The organism is Exiguobacterium sp. AB2 (genome assembly GCF_000696055.1).
Taxonomy (GTDB): Bacteria; Bacillota; Bacilli; order Exiguobacteriales; family Exiguobacteriaceae; genus Exiguobacterium; species Exiguobacterium alkaliphilum.
Genome location: NZ_JNAA01000066.1, coordinates 1 through 637, shown reverse-complemented (window position 1 = coordinate 637; position 637 = coordinate 1). Strand labels below are relative to the sequence as shown.

At 58.6% G+C, this 637-nt stretch carries 1 protein-coding gene; it reads left to right on the top strand.

Annotated features, from left to right (window positions below; translation table 11 throughout):
* On the top strand, window positions 1-637 hold a 637-nt coding region (locus DI14_RS08740), incomplete at both ends, for a transposase (protein WP_034807643.1).

Sequence of the window (637 nt, the reverse complement as noted above, 5' to 3'; positions counted from 1 at the left end):
GATGCCCGGACCGGGCACAAGAGCGCCGACTCATCATTCTTCGGCTACAAACATCATCTCGCGATGACGGAGGAGGGCATCATCACGGCCGTCGTCGTCACATCTGGCGAGGCGGCAGACGGGCCACAATTGGCGAGTCTTGTCGAGAAGAGCCATCTAGCCGGTGCCGAGTTCGATCACATCGTGGGCGACGGGGCCTATTCTAGCCGGGACAACTTGATCTATGCCGCCTCGCAAGGGTGCAGGCTCGTCGCACCCTTGCACCCACAAATTTCTTCTCCCGCACCGAACCGTGTCGAAGGATTCACCTACAACAAAGACGCCGAACGTTACGTCTGCCCAGCCGGGCACATGGCCGTCCGCAAAGTCCGTGGCGGACGGAAGGACGTCGGAAAGAACCAAGTGGAGAGCCATTTCTTCGACATCGAGCTGTGCAAACAGTGCCCCTTGCGCGAAGGCTGTTACAAGGACGGGGCCAAGTCGAAGTCTTACAGCGTGTCATTGAAGTCGAGGGAGCACAGCGACCAACTCGACTATGAGCAGACGGATGATTTCAAGGACCATCGCCGGAAACGCTTCGCCATCGAGGCGAAGAACAGCCAACTGAAGAACCCGCATGGTCTGGCGCGCAACAAGA